Genomic DNA, 16,661 nt, shown 5'->3' with positions numbered 1-16,661 from the left:
TCATACGATAAAGTCAATCAGGTCCTGTTCTTGCTTGCAGAGACGACGCCATTCGACGATCGGCATTCGCACCACCACGCCAATGCTGCCGTCTTCTTCGTTCCACTCTTTTTCAATCGCCTGAAGCTGGTAAAAACGGCTGCGAAGACGGCCTGCCCGTGGCGGTAAGCGCAATTCGTAATGCGCGATCTCCCCCGATAAGCGCTCCGTCAACGCCTGATACAGCAACGGAATACCCTCTCCGCTGGCGGCGGACAGCCACACCCGGATCGGCAGGTTTTCGTCGTTGCGGTCGATACGCGGCACAAAATCGTCCAGCATATCTATTTTGTTCATCACTAACAGTGTAGGAATTTCATCCGAGTCTATCTCCGCCAGCACGGTGTTCACCGCTTCGATGTTCTCATCGACGCGCGGATCTGCGGCATCGATGACGTGCAGCAGCAGAGATGCCTGGCGCGTTTCCTGCAGCGTCGCCTTGAAGGCGGCCACCAGATCGTGCGGCAGGTGCCGGATAAAGCCTACGGTATCCGCCAACACGGTATCCCCCACGTCCGGCACGTCAATGCGCCGCAACGTAGGATCCAGGGTGGCAAATAGCTGGTCCGCCGCATACACCTCGGCAGACGTTATTCGGTTAAACAGGGTGGATTTGCCGGCGTTGGTGTAGCCCACCAGCGATACGGTCGGCACATCGGCGCGGGTCCGCGCGCGTCGGCCTTGTTCACGCTGCTTTTCTACCCGCTCCAGGCGGCGCAGAATCAAGCTGATGCGATCGCGCAACAGGCGACGGTCGGTCTCAAGCTGGGTTTCCCCCGGCCCGCGCAGGCCAATCCCCCCTTTTTGCCGCTCCAGGTGCGTCCAGCCGCGTACCAGGCGCGTGGCGATGTGACGCAACTGCGCCAGCTCCACCTGCAGCTTACCTTCATGGGTGCGGGCACGCTGGGCAAAGATGTCTAAAATCAGCCCGGTGCGATCGATCACCCGGCATTCGCACAGGCGCTCGAGGTTTCTTTCCTGCGCCGGGGAAAGGGAATGATCAAACAGGACAACAGACGCGCCGCTGGCTTTCACCGCATCTGCAATTTCTTCGGCCTTTCCTTCGCCGACAAAGTACTTCGGATGCGGGGCTTTGCGGCTACCAGTCACCACTTGCAAAGCTTCGACACCGGCTGAGGAGACCAGCGATTCGAACTCGTTGAGGTCTTCCGTATCTTTGTCTTGCGAGAAATAGATATGAACCAGTACGGCCTGCTCACCGGCTTCATAACGGTCAAACAAGCGTGCAACCTCTCAAACGGACACTCACCGTGAGTTTGGGGGACATAAACAGCCCGCGGCTGCTTATGCTCCCCGTCATGGTTGACTTGCAACGCGCTTTATTCAGCGTCATCGCTTTCCTGCTGCGGCTGTTGCTGCGCAGACGGATTGTTGCCATGGTGATAGTTGCTTGAACCGCCGCTCGGGTTGTTGCTGTGATGCGAAACCGGGCGTGACGGGACAACGGTAGAGATAGCGTGCTTGTACACCATCTGGCTAACCGTGTTCTTCAACAGGATGACAAACTGGTCAAAAGACTCAATCTGGCCTTGCAGCTTAATACCATTCACCAAATAAATAGAAACCGGAACACGTTCACGACGCAATGCGTTCAGGAACGGATCTTGCAAAGATTGCCCCTTAGCCATTCTATCTTTTCCTTATTTGCTTGTTGTTTGTAACTAAGAACCTGTCGGCTCTAAAATAAACGACGTAAAAAATTTGCGCGCTGAATACTCAGCAATTGTACACAATCACCCAACCTATGCACTAACAACCTGTGTCACCGAGTCCAAAGCCTCTCCCGGCTTTTCACTGTCCAACCAATGGACCGACTCCCAACCCCGTAACCAGGTCATCTGGCGTTTAGCCAACTGACGCGTTGCGCAAATACCACGATAAACCATCTCATCGTAACTAATTTCACCAGACAAGTATGACCACATCTGGCGGTAACCGACACAGCGAATGGAGGGCAAGTCCGTATGCAAATCACCCCGTGCGAAAAGTGCACGCGCTTCCGTCTCAAAACCCGCCGCCAACATTTGATGGTACCGCAGCTCGATGCGTTGATGGATCAACTCACGGCTGGTCGGCGCTATCGCAAATTGGTGAACTTGATACGGCAACGATTCACCCGAAATTTTAGTCAGTTCCGTTAAAGTTTTACCCGAAATAAAAAAAACTTCCAGTGCTCTGGACAGTCTCTGCGGATCATTCGGATGAATTCTCAATGCCGCGACCGGATCGATCGCCTGTAACTGACGGTGCAACGCCTCCCAGCCCTGCTCCGCCGCTTGCCGTTCGATGCGCTCGCGCACCGCGGGATCGGCGGACGGCAACGGCGACAATCCTTCCAGCAACGCCTTGAAATACAACATGGTGCCGCCCACCAACAGCGGAATGCGGCCGGCGGCGGTGATGTCGGCCATCTCTTTCAGCGCATCGGCGCGAAACTCCGCGGCCGAGTAAGCTTCGGCGGGATCGCGGATATCGATCAGCCGGTGCGGCGCCTGCGCCAATTCTTCGGCGCTCGGCTTGGCGGTGCCGATATCCATGCCGCGGTAAATCAGCGCGGAATCGACGCTGATCAGCTCCACCGGCAGGCGTTCACGCAGCGCGATCGCCAGCGCAGTCTTGCCCGAGGCGGTTGGCCCCATGATGAAAATAGCCGGGGGACGTGGTGTCATTTCAGTGTCAGTCATGCTTGAGGGCCGCCAGTGCGGCCTGTAAATCAACGGGTTGTAAAAGTCCGCTCGGTGGCGATTTGACCAGCTGCGGGCAAAGTCGTTCAACGTCGGTCAGCAATTGTATCGCTTGCGAGGTGTTCCACTGTTCATGTTCGCTGCCAAGGCGGCGAGCGAGCCAGGTAGCCAGCACCGCGGGCGACATCTCCTGATGTTCGGCCAGATAGCCTAACAGTTCGGGTATCAGTTTTTGTAAATTTTGTTGGCGTAATGGTAAAGGCACTGCGCGCAGCGTCACACGGCCGTGATCCGCCTGCAGATCCAGCCCCATCATCGTCAGCAGCGCCTGATGCCGCGCGATGGCCGCCGCTTCGCTCTTCTCCAACGTCAGCTTGACTGGGATCAGCAGCGGCTGCGGCCGCAGCCCTTCTGCCGGCGGGTTGAGCTGCGCCTGGCGCAGCCAGCGTTCCGCCACCGTCAGGTTAAGCAACGCCGGCTGCTGGCGCTGTTCAATCAACGCATAACACGGCGGATGGATCATCAGCACCCGGCCAAAGCTGTGTTGCCCGCTCGCCAACGGCGTTTCCGCTGCGGCTTTCGCCGGCGGGAACAGCGGCGGCTTGCTCGGGGTTTCCGGCGCGGCCTCGGCCGGCAGCTCGGCGGCGGGCTGCATCAGTTTACCGTACAGCTCGCCTTCGCGTTTTTGGTAACCGCCCGCCGTTTGCCAACCGGGCTGCGGCGCGCGCTCGCGGGCGGCGCCGGGCGATGACGGCGTTTCACGACGCGACGCCGGCAAAGAAAAATGGTTGCCGCCGGCGGCGACGCGGTTTTCCTGCTGCCAGACCGGCGCGGGCGCTTCGTCCGGCGTTTCCGCCAGCGGCAGCAACGGCGTCTGCCCGGCCTGTTGCAGCACGGTGGTCACTGCCTGGTAGATAAAATCGTGCACCAGCCGCGCCTGATGGAAACGCACCTCGTGCTTGGCGGGATGAACGTTGACATCCACCTGGTGCGGATCGACCTCCAGATACAGCACGTAAGCGGGCTGCTGATCGTCCTTCAACTGATCCTGATAGGCCTGACGAATGGCGTGATTGATCAAACGATCGCGCATCATGCGACAGTTGACGTAACAATACTGCATTTCACCCAGTTGGCGTGCCCCGGCCGGATCCGCCACCCAACCGCGGATGCTCAGATCGCCGTGCTGCCAGTCGATGCTCAACGCATGCTGTAAAAACGCCGGGCCGCAGATGCTGCCTAAACGGCGCTCGTGCTGGCTCTCTTCCTTCGCCGCCCGGTATTGGCGGATCAGTTTGCCGTTGTGGCTGAGGTTGATCGCCACATCGAAACGCGCCAGCGCGATGCGCCGCACCACTTCATCGATATGGCCAAATTCGGTTTTCTCGGTGCGCATGAACTTGCGGCGCGCCGGAGTATTGTAAAACAGATCCAGCACTTCCAGCGTGCTGCCGACCGGGTGCGCGGCGGGTTTGACCGTCACCGCCTGCTCGCGCCCTTCGGCGTAGGCTTGCCACGCTTCGCTCTGCTCGGCGGTGCGCGACGTCAGGGTCAAACGGGACACCGAACTGATACTGGCCAGCGCTTCGCCGCGAAAACCGAGGCTGACGATCGCTTCCAGGTCGTCGAGCGTGCTGATTTTACTGGTAGCGTGCCGCGCCAGCGCCAGCGCCAAATCGTCCTTGCCGATGCCGCAGCCGTTATCGCGAATGCGGATCAGCTTGGCACCGCCGCGTTCGATATCGATATCGATGCGCGTCGCACCGGCGTCCAGACTGTTTTCCACCAGCTCCTTGACCACCGACGCGGGGCGTTCAACCACCTCTCCGGCGGCGATCTGGTTGGCGAGCTGTGGCGGTAACACCTGGATAGGCATGCTGACTCCTGTAGCGGTGGCGCTAGGCCTGCGGAATGGTCAGCGTCCGATCCAGCGGCGCGACGTCCGACTTCAGATTATTGACCCGTTTCAGATCGCCGACGCTGACCCCATAACGAGAAGCGATAGAGGACAGCGTGTCCCCACGGGCCACTTTATGTTTAGACGGCTTCTTCGCCGGCGTTTTCGCCTTGGCGACGGCGGTGACGGCGGCGGTTTTCCCCGCCGGCACCTTCAGGCGTTGCCCGACCCACACGCCGTCTTTCTTCAGTTTGTTCAGATCCCGCAGGGCCGCCATGGTGGTGCCGTAGCTGTCGGCGATGCCGGACAGCGTCTCCGCCCGCTTCACCACGTGGATCTGGGTCTTGCCGCTAACGCTGCGGCTCGCGCCGGCCGGGCTGACGATAGGCTCCGGCTGGCGCACGTCTGGTGTTGAGGTGTTAACCGCCGCTGCGACGTCCAGCGGTCGGTTTTCCACCTTTGGGTCGGCTTGCAGCGGATGCGCCAGGAAGTAGCTGCGCAGGCCGTTATGAATGGCCTTGGCAATCTTTTCCTGATACGCGCTACTGCCCAGCAGCCGCTCCTCCGTGCTATTACTGATAAATCCTGTTTCCACCAGCAGCGATGGAATATCCGGCGAACGCAGCACGCCCAGGCTGGCGTGTTCCGGCCGGCGTTTATGCAACGAGCCGACGCTCTGCAGCTGCTGCAGCACTTTCACCGCCACATCGTACCCGACGCGCTGCGAGTGGCCGAACTGCAGATCCAGCACCGCCTGGCTCAGATAAGGGTCGGCCTGGCTGTTGGCCAGCAAATCGCCGGCGCCGCCGAGCAGCTCAGACTGCTTCTCGTGCTGTTCCAGCCAGCCGGCCATTTCGCTGTTGGCGCGGCGGTTGGACAGCACCCAGACGGAAGCGCCGCTGGCGCTGCGGTTTGGCGCGGCATCGGCGTGGATGGAGACCAGCACGTTGGCGCCCTGTTTGCGCGCAACGTCGGAACGCCCCATCACCGAGATAAAATAGTCGCCGTTACGCGTCAGCACCGGTTTGAACTGCGGATCGGCGTCCAGCATCGCCTGCAGGCGGCGCGCGATGGCGATGGTGACATTCTTTTCTTTCAACCCGCTCGGGCCGATGGCTCCCGGATCCTGGCCGCCGTGGCCGGCGTCGATCGCCACCACCACCCGATCGCCGGAACCGGCGGAAACGCGGCTGCTGCGCGGCGTGACCTCAGTGGCGGTGCCTGCGACCACAGTCTGTTTTTGGGTAAAGGGATTCGATCCCGTCGGCGCTTTGCGCAGCGGCGGCTCCGGCGCTTCACGCACCGCAACCGGCGCCTGACGCGGCGGTTGACTGACGGCGACCGGCGGAGGCGTTTGCACCGGCGCTTTACGCGCCACGATATTGGCGCCGCCTTCGGCCGAAATGGTGAACACCACGGTATGCACGCCGCCGTTCTGGCGAGTGGAAACGCGGGTTTTGGCGCGCTGGGTCAGATCAAACACCAGACGCACGCTCTGAGCGTCTTTCGGCGCGCTGGAGCGAATGCTCTTTACCAGGTTTTGCCCGCTAAAGTTGAGCGGCAGGCCGCCGACTTTGCCCTTCTGGTTAACGTCCAGCACCACCCGTTCCGGGCCGTGCAGCGGGAAAAACGCATAGTCCGGCGGGCCATTGAAGCTCACCGACACCGTCGCTTCGCGTTGGGCGTTCGACACTTTGATATCGGACAGCGAGGACGCCGCCAGCGCGTTCAACGCGCCGAGCGGCCCCAGCACGGCGATCAGCATGATGACCGCAAATTTTTTCAACACCTGCGTCATTGCAGCATCATCCCTGTGATCCATGAATGCGGTCTAACAACTGGCTGCCGTATGCGGAAATCGCCTCAATCTTCGCCTCTCGCCCCTCGCCCTGATAGCCGAGGTGCAGCGCCAGGTCCGGCTCCGGCAGCACGCCGGTGCCCTGCTGCGGCCATTCGACCAGGCAGATGGCGTCTTGCGCGAAGTAATCGCGAATGCCCATGAATTCAAGCTCTTCCGGATCGGCCAGGCGATACAGATCGAAGTGATACACCGCTAGCGGCTGCAAGGCATAGGGTTCCACCAGCGTGTAGGTCGGGCTTTTGACGTTGCCCTGATGCCCCAACGCCTGCAGGAAGCCACGGCTGAAGGTGGTTTTACCGGCGCCCAGGTCGCCGTAGAGATAGATGACGCTGGCGCGATCGCAGGCCTTGGCCAAAGTGGTGCCCAAAGCGACAGTCGCTGCCTCGTCCGGCAGAGGTAAAACGAGTTCTTTCATTCGATAAAGTCTATTTTGCCCACTCAGGGTTAACGAAATGAAGGATGTCCGGCAGTAAATCGGTCGCCAACATGCCTCTTGTTCCTTGTCTTTCCGCTACGCGATCGCCGGCCGCGCCATGCACGACGCAGCCCGCACAGGCGGCATCATACAGCGGGAGCTTTTGCGCCAGCAAACCGCCGATGATGCCCGACAGCACATCGCCCATGCCGCCGGAGGCCATGCCGGCGTTGCCGACGTCGGCGATCGCCATCTGCCCCTGCTCATCGGCGATCAGCGTACCGGCGCCTTTCAGCACCGCCACGCCGCCGTAGCGCGCCGTCAGCTTGCGCACGGCAAGTAAGCGATCACTCTCGATGTCGGCAGTGCTGCAGCTCAACAGCCGCGCCGCCTCTCCAGGATGCGGAGTCATCACGCGATTCTGCCGTTTCTCGGGATTTAATGCCAGCAAGTTCAGCGCATCGGCGTCCCACAAGGCTGGTTTATCGCTGGTTTGCAGCACGCTCAAGGCGTTTTTGCCCCACTCAGCCTGGCCCAGCCCCGGGCCAATCACCAGCACATCCGCCCATTGCATCGCCTGCCGCAGCGTCGCCTCGTCGAGCGCCTGCGCCATCAGCTCCGGCCTGGCCGCCAGCAGCGGCGCAACATGATCAATGTGAGTAAGCACTCGCACCAATCCAGCCCCGCTGCGCAGCGCCGCTTCCGCCGCCATGCGAATGGCGCCGCCGAATCCGCGGTCGCCGCCCACCAGCAGCAGACGACCATGTTCGCCCTTATGGGCGCAGGGGCGCCGCGGATGCAGCCAGCGCGGCAACGCCTCGGCGGTAAGCCGCTGAATCTGCTCCGGTTGCTTCGCCAACCAATCCGATAAGCCTAGCGCATTCTGATGAAGTTGCCCGACCCAGTCGCGCGCCTGCCCGGTCAGCAAACCCGGCTTGAGGCCGATGAACGTGACGGTGTGCGCGGCACGCACCACCGCGCCCGGCGCCGCGCCGCTTTCCGCCAGCAGGCCGGACGGGATATCGAGCGCCACCACCGGCGCCGAATGGCGGTTGGCGGCCTCAATCAGCGCATCAAAAGGCGCACGCGGCGCGCTGCCCAGGCCAGTGCCCAGCAAGCCGTCGATAATGAGCGAAACAGACGCCGGCCAGCGGCTGTTCGCCGGCAGAATATCGCCGCCTGCAGCTTGCCAGGCCTCGCGAGCCGCTGCGGCTTCCGGTGGCAAAGGGCGTGCGCCTTCGCAGGCGATCAGCGTCACCTGCACGCCCGCCGCCTTCGCCAGGCGCGCCACCACATAGCCGTCGCCGCCGTTGTTGCCGTGGCCACACAGCACCAGCCAGTGGTCACGGGAGGGGTACGCGTTGCGAGCCAGCGCGTAGGCCGCCTGACCGGCGCGCTGCATCAAATCGTAAAGAGAAATACCGAGCGAGGCCGCCGCCGCGGGTTCCGAACGACGGATCCAATCCGCAGGCCAGACAGAGTGTGGTAAACTGTCAGCGTATGCTTTTTCACTGTGGCCCGTCATGACGCACCCCCTCGATCTTCATCAACTCGCCCAACATATCAAGCAATGGGGGCAATCGCTAGGATTCCAGCAGGTTGGCATCTGCGATACCGATCTGAGCCTTGAAGAGCCGAAGCTGCAGGCCTGGCTCGACAAGCAGTACCACGGCGAGATGGAATGGATGGCGCGCCACGGCATGTTGCGCGCACGCCCTCACGAACTGTTGCCGGGCACGCTGCGAGTGATCAGCGTACGCATGAACTACCTGCCGGCCAAGGCGGCGTTCGCCAGCACCTTGCAGAATCCGCAACTGGGCTACGTCAGCCGCTACGCGCTGGGGCGTGACTATCACAAGCTGTTGCGCCAGCGCCTGAAAAAACTGGGCGATCAGATCCAGGAATACTGCGGCGAGTTGAATTTCCGCCCCTTTGTCGATTCTGCGCCGGTGATGGAGCGCGCGCTGGCCGCCAAGGCGGGCATCGGCTGGGTTGGTAAACACTCACTAATTCTCAACCGTGAAGCCGGGTCGTGGTTTTTCCTCGGCGAGTTGCTGATCGATCTGCCGCTGCCGGTGGATCGGCCGCAGGAAGAGCAGTGCGGCCGCTGCGTCGCCTGCATCACCACTTGCCCGACCGGCGCCATCGTCGCCCCCTATACTGTCGACGCCCGGCGCTGCATCTCCTACCTCACCATCGAGCTGGAAGGCGCGATCCCGGAAGAATTTCGCCCGCTGCTCGGCAACCGCATCTACGGCTGCGACGACTGCCAGCTGATCTGCCCGTGGAATCGCTTTTCGCAGCTCACTGACGAAGACGATTTCAGCCCGCGCGCCGCACTGCATGCGCCGCAGCTGATCGATCTGTTCAACTGGACAGAAGAAAAATTCCTGCGCATCACCGAAGGCTCGGCGATACGCCGCATCGGCCACCTGCGCTGGTTGCGCAATATCGCCGTGGCGCTGGGCAATGCGCCTTATGAGGACGGCGTCGTGCTCGCGCTGCGCACGCGTTTGGGCCAGGACAGCATGCTGGACGAGCATATCCACTGGGCGCTGGCGCAACAGCTTGCTCGCCGTGAAGCGCAGGGCATCGAGGTGCAGACGGCACAGAAAAAACGGCTGATACGGGCTGTGGAAAAAGGTTTGCCGAGGGACGCCTGACGGCGTGCGCCGCGCGGCCGCATCACCGGCATCCTTACTCTGTGGATTTGTGCATAAAAATAAAAACACGTTGTCTTTCAACTGCAACAAAAAGAGCAAGTGATCGGCATAACGTTTTGGGATAAATAAATAAGCATATAAATCAAATAGATAAATATTTAATTTGTATGACGTTGATTTTTCAGGCAGGCGAGTTTATGTGCAGAGGCTGTGGATAACTCTGTTCACAACATTTTTACCGGGCGTGTAAAACGGGACAAAAATCCGCGCCGGATAAGGCGTTGGACTTGAGTTTGAAACGAAGAGAAAATTGGAGCGGGAAACGAGACTCGAACTCGCGACCCCGACCTTGGCAAGGTCGTGCTCTACCAACTGAGCTATTCCCGCATAGAGATGCTTTCGGCATCCGGTCACCAAACACTGGCGTGACCTTTGAATTTTTGGAGCGGGAAACGAGGCTCGAACTCGCGACCTCAACCTTGGCAAGGTTGCGCTCTACCAACTGAGCTATTCCCGCGTCGCATAGGTACTGCTTGATACTGCTTTATTTATTCATCATGCCGCATCGCGACATTGTTGAATTTGGAGCGGGAAACGAGACTCGAACTCGCGACCCCGACCTTGGCAAGGTCGTGCTCTACCAACTGAGCTATTCCCGCCCGGCGTATCGATGGTGGAACGTTACGAAATTCTTCATCGGTACGGGGTGCGCATTATACGAGAAATCCTTTTTGCCGCAAGCCCCTGAAAGCAAAAAAACGCGATTTTTGTTTGATTGCCGATTAAAGCGCCAGATTGGCGAATTAAGCGGCTAAAAACGGCGTATTTTCCCCGCAGGGGCCGCCATCGCCTTAAAGCTGAATGAAATGTTCGCGGTAATAAGCCAGTTCGGCCACCGATTCGCGGATGTCATCCAGCGCCTGATGGGTGCCCTGCTTCTTAAAGCCGCCAAGAATTTCCGGCTTCCAACGGCGTGCCAGTTCCTTCAGCGTGCTGACGTCCAGGTAGCGGTAATGGAAGTAGGCTTCCAGCTCCGGCATGTAGCGGAACAGGAAACGGCGATCCTGGCCCACGCTGTTGCCGCAGATCGGCGATTTGCCGGCCGGCACCCATTGCTGCAGGAAGGCGATGGTTTCCAGCTCGGCGGCGCGATCGTCCTGGCGGCTGGCTTTCACCCGCTCCACCAGCCCGCTGCCGGTATGGGTGCGCACGTTCCACTCGTCCATCAAGGCCAGCTGCTCGTCGGATTGGTGCACGGCGATCACCGGCCCTTCGGCCAGGATGTTCAGGTTGGCGTCGGTGACCAGCGTGGCTATCTCGATAATGCGGTCACGCTCGGGATCCAGCCCGGTCATCTCCAAATCGATCCAAATCAGGTTATTTTCGTTTCCTGTCATGATGTTTCCTGCCTAAAAGCCGAGAGAAAAACGCTGTGCGGACGAGACGACGGGCGCCGCCGGTGGCGACGCGCCGCAGCCGGCGGCTAACAACGGTTATTTAATATAAAATAGCGTGTATCATAGTCTTTTTGGTCGCCTTGGGCGACATATACCCTGACGGGTTCAAGGCTGCGCCGGGGGCAACTCCCCACCGCGGCTGTGCATATACGTAAAGGTATAAAACCGATTCAAGTGAGGCGCAGTGAGTAAGAACAAACTGTCCAAAGGTCAGCAACGCCGCGTGCAGGCGAACCATCAGCGCCGTTTGAAGCGCGCCGATAACAAACCGGAACCGGATGATTCCCAGCTGGGCGAGCCGCAGGAAGGCGTCGTCATCAGCCGTTTCGGCATGCACGCCGACGTTGAGGCGCCGGATGGCACTCAGCACCGCTGCAACATCCGCCGCACGCTGCGTTCGCTGGTCACCGGCGATCGCGTGGTGTGGCGCCCCGGCCTGGGCACCCATGAAGGGGTGAAGGGCATCGTGGAAGCGGTGCACGAGCGCACCTCGGTGCTGACGCGCCCGGACTTCTATGACGGCGTGAAGCCGATCGCCGCCAATATCAATCAGATCGTCATCGTGTCGGCGATCCTGCCCGAGCTGTCGCTGAACATCATCGACCGCTATCTGGTGGCCTGCGAAACGCTCGAAGTCGAGCCGCTGATCGTGCTCAACAAAATTGACCTGCTGGACGCCGAAGCGCGCAAGCTGGTCGACGGCATGATGGATATCTATCGCAAGATTGGCTACCGGGTGCTGGAAGTCTCCAGCCAGACGCGGGAAGGCATGGCGGAATTCGAACAGGCGCTGGCCGGGCGCATCAGCATCTTCGCCGGCCAGTCGGGGGTCGGCAAATCCAGCCTGCTGAACGCGCTGCTGCCGCCGTCTGAAGAGCAAATTCTGGTAAATCAGGTTTCCGACGTCTCGGGCCTCGGGCAACATACCACCACCGCCGCGCGGCTGTACCACTTCCAGCACGGCGGCGACGTGATCGACTCCCCCGGAGTGCGCGAGTTTGGCCTGTGGCACCTGGAGCCGGAACAAATTACCCGCGGCTTTGTCGAATTCCGTGATTATTTAGGCGGTTGCAAATTCCGCGACTGCCGCCACGATACCGATCCCGGCTGCGCTATCCGCGCGGCGATGGAGAAAGGCGATATCGCGCAAGAGCGTTTCGACAACTACCACCGCATTCTGGAAAGCATGGCGCAGGTGAAGGTTCGCAAGAACTTCACGGACGCCGCAGACTGACACTGACGGGCGGGCATTGACGACGGCGGAGCCCTCGTTACAATGCGCGCCCTTTACCCTGATTCACGAGGTTAACGTGCTGGATAGCATCAAGATTAAACTGCAATATTGGCTGCCGAAGCTGGCGCTGACCCGCCTGGCGGGCTGGGGCGCCGACAAACGTGCCGGCTGGCTGACCCAACTGGTGGTCAAAACCTTCGCCCGCTACTACCGCGTGGACATGCAGGAAGCGCAAAACCCGGACCTGGCGTCTTACGCCACCTTCAACGACTTCTTCGTGCGCCCGCTGCGCGATGGCGCGCGCCCGATCATCGCCGACGCCAACTGGCTGGCGCTGCCCGCCGATGGCGCCATCAGCCAGCTCGGCCCGATCCGCGAGGATCAAATCTTCCAGGCCAAAGGCCACCACTACAGCCTGGAAGCGCTGCTGGCCGGCAACTATCTGTTGGCCGAGCCGTTCCGCAACGGCCTGTTCGCCACCACCTACCTGGCGCCGCGCGACTATCACCGCGTCCACATGCCGTGCGCCGGCGTGCTGCGCGAAATGATCTATGTGCCGGGCGATCTGTTCTCGGTCAACCCGCTCACCGCCGCCAACGTGCCTAACCTGTTCGCACGCAACGAGCGCGTGATCTGCGTCTTCGACACCGACATCGGGCCGATGGTGCAAATCCTGGTCGGCGCCACCATCGTCGGCAGCATTGAAACCGTCTGGGCCGGCACCGTCACGCCGCCGCGCGAAGGCATTATCAAGCGCTGGACCTACCCGGCCGCTGGTGAAGAAGGCGCCATCACATTGGAAAAAGGCGCCGAGATGGGCCGTTTCAAGCTCGGCTCCACGGTGATCAACCTGTTTACCGCAGGCAGCGTGCAGTTTGCGCCGCAGCTGCATAACGGCACCGTCACCCGCATGGGTGAAGCCTTCGCCGAAATCCCGGCCGCCGCTGAAACACCACAGACCCCGATCTAAAGGAATCGACGCCGTGCGCCTTTTCATCACGCTTTTGCTCGGTTGCCTGTTGTGGCAACCGGCGCTGGCCGCCCCCGTGCCGACCGAGAGCCAGCTCAAACAGGAGCTGAAGCAGGCGGAAAGCAGCAAAAACGCGCCGAATCAGGCGGAAACCACCGAGGCGCTGCAAAGCGCCCTCAACTGGCTGACGGAGCGCAAAGAGTCGCAGACTCGCTCCGAGCAGTATCAGAGGGTGATCGACGATTTCCCGAAGATGACGCAGGAGCTGCGCCGTCAGTTGGTGCTGGAAAGCAACAAGATCCTGCCGAACGGCGACGATTTGCCGGCCGCCGAGCTGGAACAGCAGATCCTGCAAACCAGCAGCCTGCTGCTGGAACAGGCGCGCCTGCTGCAGCAAGAGCAGGATCGCACGCGGGAGATCAGCGATTCGCTCGGCCAGCTGCCGCAGCAGCAGACCGACGCTCGCCGTGCGCTGACGGAAGTGCAGCGCCGCCTGCAGGCGCAGCCTGCCAACCCGACCACGCCGTACGCGCAGGCCGCCCTGGCCCTGCTGCAGACCGAAGCGGCGGCGCGCAAAGCCAAAGTGGACGAGCTGGAGCTGGCGCAGCTGTCGGCCAACAACCGGCAGGAGCTGGCGCGCATGCGCGCCGAGGTCTATAAAAAGCGCCACGAGAAAATAGACGTGCAGCTGCAGGCGCTGCGCAACAACCTCAATGCCCAGCGCCAACGCGAAGCGGAACTGGCGCTGGAAAAAACCGAGCAGTTGGCCGAGCAGAACGGCGACTTGCCAAGAAGCATCAGCCAACAGTTGCAGATCAACCGCGAACTGTCCGCCGCGCTGAACAGCCAGGCGCAGCGCATGGATCTGATTTCGTCGCAGCAGCGGCAGGCGGCGGCACAGACGCTGCAGGTGCGCCAGGCGCTGAGCACCATCATCGAACAGGCCCAGTGGCTCGGCTCGTCGTCGGCGCTGGGGGAAACCCTGCGCGCCCAAGTGGCGACGCTGCCGGAAATGCCCAAGCCGCAACAGCTGGACGGCGACATGGCCCAGCTGCGCGTGCAGCGCCTGCAGTTTGAAAATCAGTTGGAAAAGCTGTCGCAGCGCGAATTCAAGCGCGACGACGGCAGCGCGCTGACCAGCCAGGAGCAGCGCATCGTCGATGCCCAGCTGCGCACCCAGCGCGAGCTGCTCAACTCGCTGCTGTCCGGTTGCGACACCCAAATCCTCGAGCTGACCAAGCTGAAGGTGGCCAACACCCAACTGATCGAAGCGTTGAACGAAATTCGCGACGCCACCCACCGCTATCTGTTCTGGGTGCCGGACGTCAATCCGATCAACTTCTCTTATCCGCTCAACGTGGCGCACGATCTGACGCGCGTCCTGTCGTTGGACACGCTGTCGCAGCTCGGCGGCGCCTTCATGATGATGGTGACCAGCCGCGAAACGCTGATCCCGATCTTCGGCGCCCTGCTGCTGGTGATTTTCAGCATCAGTTCACGCAAGCACTATCACGCCTTCCTCGAGCGCGCCAGCAGCCGCGTCGGCAAGGTGACGCAGGACGAATTCTTCCTCACGGTGCGCACCGTGTTCTGGTCGATTCTGGTGGCGATGCCGCTGCCGGTGCTGTGGGCCGCGCTCGGTTACGGCCTGCAGAGCGCCTGGAACTACCCGGTGGCAGAAGCGATCGGCAAAGGGGTGACCGCCACGCTGCCGATCCTGTGGATCTGCATGATCTGCGCCGCCTTCGCCCACCCGCAGGGGCTGTTCATCGTGCACTTCCGCTGGCCGGCGAAGCAGGTCTCGCGCGCCATGCGCTACTACAAGATGTCGATCTGGCTGATCGTGCCGCTGATCATGGCGCTGATCACCTTCGATAGCCTGAAAGAACGCGAGTTCGCCAACACCCTGGGACGGCTGTGCTTTATCCTGCTGTGTCTGGCGCTGGCGCTGGTCACCCACAGCCTGAAACGCGCCGGCATTCCGCTGTATCTGGATAAAAACGGCTCCGGCGACAACATGCTCAACAGCGCCTTCTGGGGGCTGCTGCTGTCGGCGCCGCTGCTGGCGGCGCTGGCGTCGACCGTCGGTTACCTCACCACCGCGCAGGCGCTGTTGGCGCGCCTGGAGACCTCGGTGGCGATCTGGTTCCTGTTGCTGGTCATCTACCACATCATCCGCCGCTGGATGCTGATCCAACGGCGGCGCATCGCCTTCGATCGCGCCAAACAGCGCCGCGCCGACATCCTGGCCCAGCGCGCCCGCGGCGAAGACGAAACCTCGCACACCCCGAACAGCACCGAAGGCGCCATCGATCCGGACGATTCGGACTTCGATCTGGACACCATCAGCGCCCAGTCGCTGCGGCTGGTGCGGTCGATCCTGACGCTGATCGCGCTGGTGTCGGTGATCGTGCTGTGGTCCGAGATCCACTCCGCGTTCGCCTTCCTGGAAAACATCTCGCTGTGGGACGTGACTTCGACGGTGAACGGCGTAGAGACCGCCCATCCGATCACCCTCGGCGCGGTTCTGATCGCTATTCTGGTGCTGATCATCACCATGCAGCTGGTGCGCAACCTGCCGGCGCTGCTGGAGCTGGCGGTGCTGCAGCACTTGGATCTGTCGCCGGGCACCGGCTACGCCATCACCACCATCACCAAGTACTTGCTGCTGCTGTTCGGCGCGGTGCTCAGCTTCGCCTGGATCGGCATCGAATGGTCAAAACTGCAGTGGGTGGTTACCGCGCTCAGTCTGGGGTTGGGCTTCGGCATGCAGGAGATCTTCTCTAACTTCATCTCCGGCCTGATCATCCTGTTCGAGAAACCGATCCGCATCGGCGACACCGTGACGATCCGCAACCTGACCGGCACCGTCACCAAGATCAATACCCGCGCCACCACCATTTCGGACTGGGACCGCAAAGAGATCATCGTGCCGAACAAAGCGTTCATCACCGAACAGTTCGTCAACTGGTCGCTGTCGGACACCCTGACCCGTGTGGTGCTGACCGTACCGGCGCCGGGCGAAGCCAACAGCGAGGAGGTGACCAAAATCCTGATGAACGCCGCCGAACGCTGCTCGCTGGTGCTGGATAATCCGGCGCCGGAGGTTTACCTGGTCGATCTGCAACAGGGCATCCAGATCTTCGAGATGCGTATTTACGCCGCCGAGATGGGCCACCGCATGCCGCTGCGCCACGAGATCCACCAGCTGATCCTGGCGGGCTATCGCGAGCACGGCATCACGCTGCCGTACCCGCCGTTCCAGGTGCGCACCGAGACGCTGTCGCGGTTGACCAACAACGGCCGTACGCCGCCGTCTACGCCGGCGCCGAACACCAAGCGCGACGCCGGGGGGCTGTAAGCGCTTCTCGCGATAAAAAAAGGGTCGGCAAATGCCGACCCTTTTTGCTTTTCTCACCG

The 16,661-nt window shown here is 61.3% G+C and carries 12 protein-coding genes and 3 tRNA genes; 4 read left to right on the top strand and 11 right to left on the bottom strand.

All coding sequences use genetic code 11. The features are described from left to right. From hflX to nnr, 7 genes are all read right to left on the bottom strand, one after another. Positions 1-1,281, bottom strand: a complete 1,281-nt coding sequence (gene hflX / locus AC2CGI_RS13310; RefSeq protein WP_004933675.1) for a ribosome rescue GTPase HflX — start codon at positions 1,279-1,281, stop codon at positions 1-3. 98 nt (positions 1,282-1,379) lie between these two features. Next, positions 1,380-1,688: an RNA chaperone Hfq gene (gene hfq / locus AC2CGI_RS13305; RefSeq protein ID WP_004933678.1), complete on the bottom strand. Its 309-nt coding sequence runs from the start codon at positions 1,686-1,688 to the stop codon at positions 1,380-1,382. 114 nt (positions 1,689-1,802) lie between these two features. Beyond that, complete coding sequence (gene miaA, locus AC2CGI_RS13300; protein ID WP_004933679.1) at positions 1,803-2,744, bottom strand: tRNA (adenosine(37)-N6)-dimethylallyltransferase MiaA; 942 nt, start codon at positions 2,742-2,744, stop codon at positions 1,803-1,805. Continuing rightward, positions 2,737-4,620 (bottom strand): DNA mismatch repair endonuclease MutL, encoded by a 1,884-nt coding sequence (mutL, locus tag AC2CGI_RS13295; RefSeq protein ID WP_075684694.1) that lies wholly within the window; start codon positions 4,618-4,620, stop codon positions 2,737-2,739. The genes miaA and mutL overlap by 8 nt, the downstream gene beginning before the upstream one ends. Positions 4,621-4,642: 22 nt before the next feature. Continuing rightward, a complete protein-coding gene (gene amiB / locus AC2CGI_RS13290; protein ID WP_004929933.1) occupies positions 4,643-6,439 on the bottom strand; it encodes an N-acetylmuramoyl-L-alanine amidase AmiB in 1,797 nt (598 codons plus the stop codon). A 7-nt stretch (positions 6,440-6,446) separates the two neighbouring features. Continuing rightward, positions 6,447-6,917 carry a tRNA (adenosine(37)-N6)-threonylcarbamoyltransferase complex ATPase subunit type 1 TsaE gene (gene tsaE / locus AC2CGI_RS13285; RefSeq protein ID WP_015376387.1) on the bottom strand — a complete coding sequence of 157 codons (471 nt, stop codon included), beginning with the start codon at positions 6,915-6,917 and terminating at the stop codon, positions 6,447-6,449. Positions 6,918-6,927: 10 nt separating this feature from the next. Beyond that, on the bottom strand, positions 6,928-8,442 hold the full coding sequence (gene nnr / locus AC2CGI_RS13280; protein WP_075684693.1) for a bifunctional ADP-dependent NAD(P)H-hydrate dehydratase/NAD(P)H-hydrate epimerase: 1,515 nt from the start codon (positions 8,440-8,442) through the stop codon (positions 6,928-6,930). On the opposite strand from nnr, the gene queG reads away from it, so the two are divergent. Continuing rightward, positions 8,441-9,580 (top strand): tRNA epoxyqueuosine(34) reductase QueG, encoded by a 1,140-nt coding sequence (queG, locus tag AC2CGI_RS13275; RefSeq protein ID WP_021504945.1) that lies wholly within the window; start codon positions 8,441-8,443, stop codon positions 9,578-9,580. The genes nnr and queG overlap by 2 nt on opposite strands. 311 nt (positions 9,581-9,891) lie before the next feature. Here the strand turns inward: queG and AC2CGI_RS13270 are convergent. The 4 genes from AC2CGI_RS13270 to orn form a co-directional block, all read right to left on the bottom strand. Further along, positions 9,892-9,967: transfer RNA gene (locus tag AC2CGI_RS13270), tRNA-Gly, on the bottom strand. Between the two features lie 54 nt (positions 9,968-10,021). After that, positions 10,022-10,097: transfer RNA gene (locus AC2CGI_RS13265), tRNA-Gly, on the bottom strand. A 66-nt stretch (positions 10,098-10,163) separates the two neighbouring features. After that, a tRNA-Gly gene (locus tag AC2CGI_RS13260) sits at positions 10,164-10,239 on the bottom strand. Between the two features lie 192 nt (positions 10,240-10,431). Then, positions 10,432-10,977 (bottom strand): oligoribonuclease, encoded by a 546-nt coding sequence (gene orn / locus AC2CGI_RS13255; protein ID WP_004929689.1) that lies wholly within the window; start codon positions 10,975-10,977, stop codon positions 10,432-10,434. Between the two features lie 244 nt (positions 10,978-11,221). On the opposite strand from orn, the gene rsgA reads away from it, so the two are divergent. From rsgA to mscM, 3 genes are all read left to right on the top strand, one after another. Further along, positions 11,222-12,271, top strand: coding sequence for a small ribosomal subunit biogenesis GTPase RsgA (gene rsgA / locus AC2CGI_RS13250; protein ID WP_021504946.1), 1,050 nt, complete (start codon positions 11,222-11,224; stop codon positions 12,269-12,271). 76 nt (positions 12,272-12,347) lie between these two features. After that, positions 12,348-13,241 (top strand): archaetidylserine decarboxylase, encoded by an 894-nt coding sequence (asd, locus tag AC2CGI_RS13245; RefSeq protein ID WP_015376384.1) that lies wholly within the window; start codon positions 12,348-12,350, stop codon positions 13,239-13,241. Between the two features lie 13 nt (positions 13,242-13,254). Next, a complete protein-coding gene (gene mscM / locus AC2CGI_RS13240) occupies positions 13,255-16,602 on the top strand; it encodes a miniconductance mechanosensitive channel MscM (RefSeq protein ID WP_015376383.1) in 3,348 nt (1,115 codons plus the stop codon). Positions 16,603-16,661: the final 59 nt, after the last annotated feature.

The sequence above is a fragment of the Serratia sp. LSHTC3 genome, from assembly GCF_057197125.1.
The sequence above is the reverse complement of the archived record's forward strand: the minus strand, read 5'-3'. Positions and strand labels throughout refer to the sequence as shown.

What these genes read in the sequence shown, in the direction of transcription:
- hfq (WP_004933678.1), bottom strand. Translation starts at nt 1,688, where the DNA reads ATGGCTAAGGGGCAATCTTTGCAAGATCCGTTCCTGAACGCATTGCGT.
- miaA (WP_004933679.1), bottom strand. Translation starts at nt 2,744, where the DNA reads ATGACTGACACTGAAATGACACCACGTCCCCCGGCTATTTTCATCATG.
- mutL (WP_075684694.1), bottom strand. Translation starts at nt 4,620, where the DNA reads ATGCCTATCCAGGTGTTACCGCCACAGCTCGCCAACCAGATCGCCGCC.
- amiB (WP_004929933.1), bottom strand. Translation starts at nt 6,439, where the DNA reads ATGACGCAGGTGTTGAAAAAATTTGCGGTCATCATGCTGATCGCCGTG.
- tsaE (WP_015376387.1), bottom strand. Translation starts at nt 6,917, where the DNA reads ATGAAAGAACTCGTTTTACCTCTGCCGGACGAGGCAGCGACTGTCGCT.
- queG (WP_021504945.1), top strand. Translation starts at nt 8,441, where the DNA reads ATGACGCACCCCCTCGATCTTCATCAACTCGCCCAACATATCAAGCAA.
- nnr (WP_075684693.1), bottom strand. Translation starts at nt 8,442, where the DNA reads ATGACGGGCCACAGTGAAAAAGCATACGCTGACAGTTTACCACACTCT.
- orn (WP_004929689.1), bottom strand. Translation starts at nt 10,977, where the DNA reads ATGACAGGAAACGAAAATAACCTGATTTGGATCGATTTGGAGATGACC.